This is a genomic window from Pseudomonas sp. GM84 (assembly GCF_000282535.1).
Classification (GTDB): Bacteria; Pseudomonadota; Gammaproteobacteria; order Pseudomonadales; family Pseudomonadaceae; genus Aquipseudomonas.
In genome coordinates, this window is record NZ_AKJC01000360.1 from 1 (window position 1) to 6,227 (window position 6,227).

Genomic DNA, 6,227 nt, shown 5'->3' on the forward strand with positions numbered 1-6,227 from the left:
CGGCGATAGGGCCAGTACAGGTTTACTTGAACCTGCGCTCCACCCCTTTCTCCACAAGGATCTTCGCCGAAATCTCCTCCACCGAAAAATGCGTGGAGTTGATGTTGGGAATGTTCTCCCGACGGAACAGGTTCTCCACCTCGCGCACCTCGAACTCGCACTGGGCAAAGCTCGAATAGCGGCTGTTGGGCTTGCGCTCGTGGCGGATGGCGGTCAGGCGGTCAGGGTCGATGGTCAGGCCGAACAGCTTGTTCTGGTGTTTCCTGAGCACGGGCGGCAACTGCAAGCGCTCCATGTCGTCTTCGGTCAGCGGGTAGTTGGCGGCGCGGATACCGAACTGCATGGCCATGTACAGGCAAGTGGGGGTCTTGCCGCAGCGCGACACACCCACCAGGATCAAATCGGCCTTGTCGTAGTAATGGGTGCGCGCGCCGTCGTCGTTGTCGAGGGCGAAATTCACCGCCTCGATACGCTCCATGTAGTTGGAATTACCGCCGATCGAGTGCGATTTGCCGACGGAATACGACGAATGGGCGGTCAATTCCTGCTCTAGCGGGGATAAAAACGTCGAAAAGATGTCGATCATGAAGCCGTTCGACGTGGCCAGGATCTCGCGGATGTCCTGGTTGACGATGGTGTCGAAGATGATCGGGCGCATGCCATCGCGCTCGGCAGCCGCGTTGATTTGCTGCACCATGGTCCGCGCCTTGTCCGGCGTATCGATGTACGGACGCGTGAATTTATTGAACGGAATGCTTTCAAATTGCGCAAGCAGGCTTTGGCCCAGGGTTTCGGCGGTGATGCCGGTGCCATCGGAGATGAAGAACGCGGTTCGTTTCATTTGCGATCTGGGCCTTAAGCTGATGACGATTCTTGGATATGATAAGTTCGGTTTGCCGAACGCGGCTGTCGGCATTCTCACTTATTTTCCAGGTACAGGCCACAAGCGTCCCGGCCAAGTCAACGCAGACAGGCGGGCGCCCTTGAGCTTTTCCAATACAGTTAGTGGAGAGATCACCTTGGTAGAGTACGTAGTTTCCCTCGAAAAGCTCGGCGTCCATGATGTAGAGCATGTGGGGGGCAAGAACGCATCCCTGGGCGAGATGATCAGCAACCTCGCAGGTGCTGGCGTTTCGGTGCCGGGCGGCTTTGCCACTACGGCTCAGGCGTACCGCGACTTCCTCGAACAGAGTGGCCTGAACGATCGCATCCACGCCGCGCTCGATGCGCTGGACGTGGACGACATCAACGCCCTGACCAAGACCGGCGCGCAGATCCGTCAGTGGGTCATGGAGGCCGAATTCCCGGCTCGTCTGGATGCGGAGATCCGCACGGCCTTCGCCGAAATGGCCGCCGGCAACGACAACATGGCCGTGGCCGTGCGTTCCTCGGCCACGGCCGAAGACCTGCCGGACGCTTCGTTCGCCGGCCAGCAGGAAACCTTCCTCAACATCCGTGGCGTCGACAACGTCATCCGCGCGGCCAAGGAAGTGTTCGCCTCGCTGTTCAACGACCGTGCCATCGCCTACCGCGTGCACCAGGGCTTCGACCACAAGCTGGTGGCGCTGTCGGCTGGCGTGCAGCGCATGGTCCGTTCGGAAACCGGCACCGCCGGCGTGATGTTCACCCTCGACACCGAGTCGGGCTTCCGCGACGTGGTGTTCATCACCGGCGCCTATGGCCTGGGCGAAACCGTGGTGCAGGGTGCGGTCAACCCTGACGAATTCTATGTCCACAAGCAGACCCTGCAGGCCGGCCGTCCGGCCATCCTGCGCCGCAACCTGGGCAGCAAGGCGATCAAGATGGTCTATGGCGACGAAGCCAAGGCCGGCCGTTCGGTCAAGACCGTCGAAGTCGACCGTGCCGAGCGCGCGCGTTTCTGCCTGAGCGACGACGAAGTCAACGAGCTGGCCAAGCAGGCCATGATCATCGAGCAGCACTACCAGCGCCCGATGGACATCGAGTGGGCCAAGGACGGTGACGACGGCAAGCTGTACATCGTTCAGGCGCGCCCTGAGACGGTGAAGAGCCGTTCCAGCGCCAACGTCATGGAACGCTACCTGCTCAAGGAGAAGGGCACCGTGCTGGTCGAAGGCCGGGCCATCGGCCAGCGCATCGGCGCCGGCAAGGTTCGCGTGATCAACGACGTGTCCGAGATGGACAAGGTGCAGCCGGGCGACGTGCTGGTTTCCGACATGACCGACCCTGACTGGGAGCCGGTGATGAAGCGCGCCAGCGCCATCGTCACCAACCGTGGCGGTCGTACTTGCCACGCGGCGATCATCGCCCGTGAGCTGGGTATTCCGGCCGTGGTCGGTTGCGGCAATGCCACCCAGATCCTCAAGGACGGTCAGGGCGTCACCGTGTCCTGCGCCGAAGGCGACACCGGTTTCATCTTCGAAGGCGAGCTGGGCTTCGACGTCAAGCAGAACTCGGTCGATGCCATGCCGGATCTGCCGTTCAAGATCATGATGAACGTCGGCAACCCGGACCGCGCGTTCGACTTCGCCCAGTTGCCCAACGCCGGTGTCGGCCTGGCGCGCCTGGAGTTCATCATCAACCGCATGATCGGTGTGCACCCCAAGGCGCTGCTGAACTATGCAGGCCTGCCTGCCGACCTGAAAGAAAGCGTCGACAAGCGCATCGCCGGCTACAACGACCCGGTCGGTTTCTACGTCGAGAAGCTGGTCGAAGGGATCAGCACCCTGGCTGCGGCCTTCTATCCGAAAAAGGTCATCGTGCGCCTGTCGGACTTCAAGTCCAACGAGTACGCCAACCTGATCGGCGGCAAGCTGTACGAGCCGGAAGAAGAAAACCCGATGCTGGGCTTCCGCGGCGCCTCGCGTTACATCAGCGAATCGTTCCGTGACTGCTTCGAGCTCGAGTGCCGCGCACTCAAGCGCGTGCGCAACGAAATGGGCCTGACCAACGTCGAGATCATGGTGCCGTTCGTGCGCACCTTGGGCGAAGCCAGCCAGGTCATCGACCTGCTCGCTGAAAACGGCCTGGCCCGTGGCGACAACGGCCTGCGCGTGATCATGATGTGCGAGCTGCCGTCCAACGCCATCCTGGCCGAAGAGTTCCTCGAGTACTTCGATGGTTTCTCCATCGGCTCCAACGACCTGACCCAGCTGACCCTGGGCCTGGACCGCGATTCGGGGATCATCGCCCACCTGTTCGACGAGCGTAACCCGGCCGTGAAAAAGCTGCTGGCCAACGCCATTGCCGCGTGCAACAAGGCCGGCAAGTACATCGGCATCTGCGGCCAGGGCCCATCGGACCACCCGGACCTGGCCAAGTGGCTGATGGAACAGGGCATCGAAAGCGTGTCGCTGAACCCGGACTCGGTGCTCGAGACCTGGTTCTTCCTGGCCGAGGGCCAGGGCGCAGCCTGATGCGGTGAAATGCGGGGGCGTGCCCCCGCCTGGTTTATCCAGGGCGAGTTCCAGCGATGGATCCCGCCCTTTTTTGTGCACCAAGCAACCTATGCAAAGCAGCAGCACTCTATTTCCCGTCGCGTTGCTCAGTGCCGAGCGTCGCGGCGACCTCAGCGAAGACGTGTACCGGATCAAGGCCGGCAACAGCCCTGACCCCAGCGTCGAAATCGCGGTGACCCGTCTGGGCCTGGCCGACCAGCCCCGTGCCCAGGGTGTACCGGTCATTCTCCTGCATGGCAGTTTTTCCAACCGGCGTTTCTGGTATTCGCCCAAGGGCATTGGCCTGGGCGCCCACCTGGCGCGAGCCGGATTCGATGTGTGGATCCCGGAGATGCGTGGCCATGGCTTGTCGCCGCGCAACCGCAACTGGAAGCACAATCGGGTGGCCGATTACGCCCGTGACGACCTGCCGCTGATCGCGGCCTTCGTTCAGGAACAAGCCGGCCTGGCGCCACACTGGGTTGGCCATTCGTTGGGTGGCATTACCTTGGCGGCGGCGCTCGGTGGCGGTTTCCTGCGCGCCGAACAGGTCGCCAGCGCTGCGTTTTTCGGCACCCAGATCAGTCGGGTCTACTGGCCGCTGAAAGTGCCGCCGTTGACCTGGGGGGCGAAGCTGGTGCTCAAGCGCTGGGGGCAGATTTCCGGGCCACGCTTCAAGCGCGGGCCTGAGGATGAACCTATCGGCCTGGCCCTGGAGAGCATGCGCTGGCATGGTCTGTTCGGCCGCTTCGGTGACAAGGACAATGACTGGTGGGCCGGGCTGGCCGATGTGGATGTGCCGGTTCTTGCAGTGGCCGGAGCAGGTGATTTCCAGGATCCGGTCTGGGCCTGTCGCAAGCTGTTCGATCAAATCGGTGGCGAGCGCAAGCAGTTCCTCAGGCTGGGGCGTGAGGAGGGCTTCGAGGCCTTCGGGCATGTCGACATGCTGGTGAGCAAGGCGGCGCAAGCGCAGGTATGGCCGTTGGTGGAGCGCTGGTTGCGTGGGCCGTTGAAGCCTGTGCACGAGTCGACGAGGGTTGCCGAGCCTGTGTCTGCCAACTGATTTTCTGTTGCCTGCTCTGGCCCTATCGCCGGCTTGCCGGCGATAGGGCCAGAGCAGGTCGCACATAACTGACTGCCCAGTCCTGGATGACTGCAACAGCCTCGCCGGTGTAGCCTTGGCCTACACCCGCTTTCGTTGTGACTGACAGGAGCTTCCCATGCAGCATTACGTAACGCCCGACCTGTGTGACGCCTACCCAGACCTGGTCCAGGTGCTGGAACCGATGTTCAGCAATTTCGGTGGCCGCGATTCGTTCGGCGGCCAGATCGTCACCATCAAGTGCTTCGAAGACAACTCGCTGGTCAAGGAGCAGGTCGAACTCGACGGCAAGGGCAAGGTCCTGGTGGTCGACGGCGGTGGTTCGCTGCGCCGTGCCCTGCTTGGTGACATGCTCGCCGAAAAGGCTGCCAAGAGCGGTTGGGAAGGTTTGGTGATCTACGGCTGCGTACGTGATGTGGACGTACTGATCCAGACCGACGTGGGCGTGCAGGCCTTGGCCAGTCACCCGATGAAGACCGACAAGCGTGGCATCGGCGACCTCAACGTGGCCGTGACCTTCGCGGGCGTGACCTTCCGCCCGGGCGAATACGTGTATGCCGACAACAACGGTGTGATTATCTCGCCAAGCCCGCTGAAAATGCCGGAGTGACGCGCCCCGCGCGCTGATGGAGCTTTGATGTTCGAGGAAGACAACGCGCAGTGGGGGCTGGTGCATGCCCTGGTGCTCGATGGTAAAGGCGGCGCGCGCTCGATCGCTCGGACCGAGCTGGACGACCTGCTCCTGCAGCCACAGGAGAGCCTGTGGCTGCACTGGGATCGCAGCCATCCGCAGACCCGCACCTGGCTGCTGCATGAAAGTGGCCTGAGCGAGTTCGCCTGCGACCTGCTGCTCGAAGAAAACACCCGGCCACGGCTGCTGCCGTTGGCGGCCGAGCAGTTGCTGGTGTTCTTGCGCGGGGTCAACCTCAACCCGGACGCCGAGCCCGAAGACATGGTGTCGGTACGCATCTTCGCCGAGGCGCAGCGGGTCATCTCGCTGCGCCTGAGGCCGTTGCGCGCCAGTGACGAGGTGCTCCAGCAACTGGACGAGGGCAGGGGGCCGAAATCGGCGTCGGAGCTGTTGCTGTTGATGGGCGAATTGCTCACCGAGAAAGTCCAGGGGCTGGTCAGCGACCTGTCCGAGCTGGTCGACCTGGAAGAGGAAAAGGTTGAGTCCGACGAACGGTACACCCCCGAGCAAGGCAGCCTGCAGCAGATCCGTCGACGCGCCGCCGGTCTGCGGCGTTTTCTGGCACCGCAGCGGGAGATCTACGCGCAGCTCTCGCGCAGCAAGTGGAGCTGGTTCGCCGAGGCCGACGCCGACTACTGGAACGAGTTGAACAACAGCCTGATTCGCTACCTCGAAGAGCTCGAACTGACCCGTGAGCGGGCCGCGCTGGTGCTGGAGAGCGAGGATCGCCGGCGCAGCGAGCGGATGAACCGGACCATGTACCGCTTCGGCATCATCACGTGCATCTTCTTGCCCATGAGTTTCATCACCGGATTGCTGGGGATCAATGTGGGCGGTATTCCGGGGGCCGAGAATCCCTATGGCTTCCTGTTCGCCTGCGTCGTCGTGCTCGGATTGGCGGTGGGGCAGTGGTGGCTGTTCCGACGCTTGCGGTGGGTCTAGTTTTGCAGGGGCCTCATCGCCGGCAAGCCGGCTCCCACAGGATTTTGCAGCGCTTCGATCCCTGTGGGAGCCGGCT

The 6,227-nt window shown here is 62.6% G+C and carries 5 protein-coding genes; 4 read left to right on the forward strand and 1 reads right to left on the reverse strand.

All coding sequences use genetic code 11. The annotated features are described in order from the left end of the window. Positions 1–22: 22 nt before the first annotated feature. Positions 23–841 (reverse strand): posphoenolpyruvate synthetase regulatory kinase/phosphorylase PpsR, encoded by an 819-nt coding sequence (gene ppsR / locus PMI38_RS25550; protein ID WP_008100827.1) that lies wholly within the window; start codon positions 839–841, stop codon positions 23–25. A gap of 178 nt (positions 842–1,019) precedes the next feature. Between ppsR and ppsA the strand changes: the two genes are divergently transcribed. The 4 genes from ppsA to PMI38_RS25570 all read left to right on the forward strand — a co-directional run bounded on the left by ppsA (position 1,020) and on the right by PMI38_RS25570 (position 6,151). Continuing rightward, positions 1,020–3,395 carry a phosphoenolpyruvate synthase gene (gene ppsA, locus PMI38_RS25555; RefSeq protein WP_008100828.1) on the forward strand — a complete coding sequence of 792 codons (2,376 nt, stop codon included), beginning with the start codon at positions 1,020–1,022 and terminating at the stop codon, positions 3,393–3,395. 91 nt (positions 3,396–3,486) lie between these two features. Next, a complete protein-coding gene (locus PMI38_RS25560; RefSeq protein ID WP_008100830.1) occupies positions 3,487–4,479 on the forward strand; it encodes an alpha/beta fold hydrolase in 993 nt (330 codons plus the stop codon). Positions 4,480–4,636: 157 nt separating this feature from the next. After that, positions 4,637–5,128 (forward strand): ribonuclease E activity regulator RraA, encoded by a 492-nt coding sequence (gene rraA, locus PMI38_RS25565; protein WP_008100832.1) that lies wholly within the window; start codon positions 4,637–4,639, stop codon positions 5,126–5,128. 27 nt (positions 5,129–5,155) lie between these two features. After that, entirely contained in the window at positions 5,156–6,151 is a 996-nt protein-coding gene (locus PMI38_RS25570) for a zinc transporter ZntB (protein WP_008100834.1), read from the forward strand. Positions 6,152–6,227: the final 76 nt, after the last annotated feature.

Bases quoted from the DNA above. Each gene is read 5' to 3' on its own strand.
- PMI38_RS25560 (WP_008100830.1), top strand. From the start codon at position 3,487: ATGCAAAGCAGCAGCACTCTATTTCCCGTCGCGTTGCTCAGTGCCGAG.
- rraA (WP_008100832.1), top strand. From the start codon at position 4,637: ATGCAGCATTACGTAACGCCCGACCTGTGTGACGCCTACCCAGACCTG.
- ppsR (WP_008100827.1), bottom strand. From the start codon at position 841: ATGAAACGAACCGCGTTCTTCATCTCCGATGGCACCGGCATCACCGCC.
- PMI38_RS25570 (WP_008100834.1), top strand. From the start codon at position 5,156: ATGTTCGAGGAAGACAACGCGCAGTGGGGGCTGGTGCATGCCCTGGTG.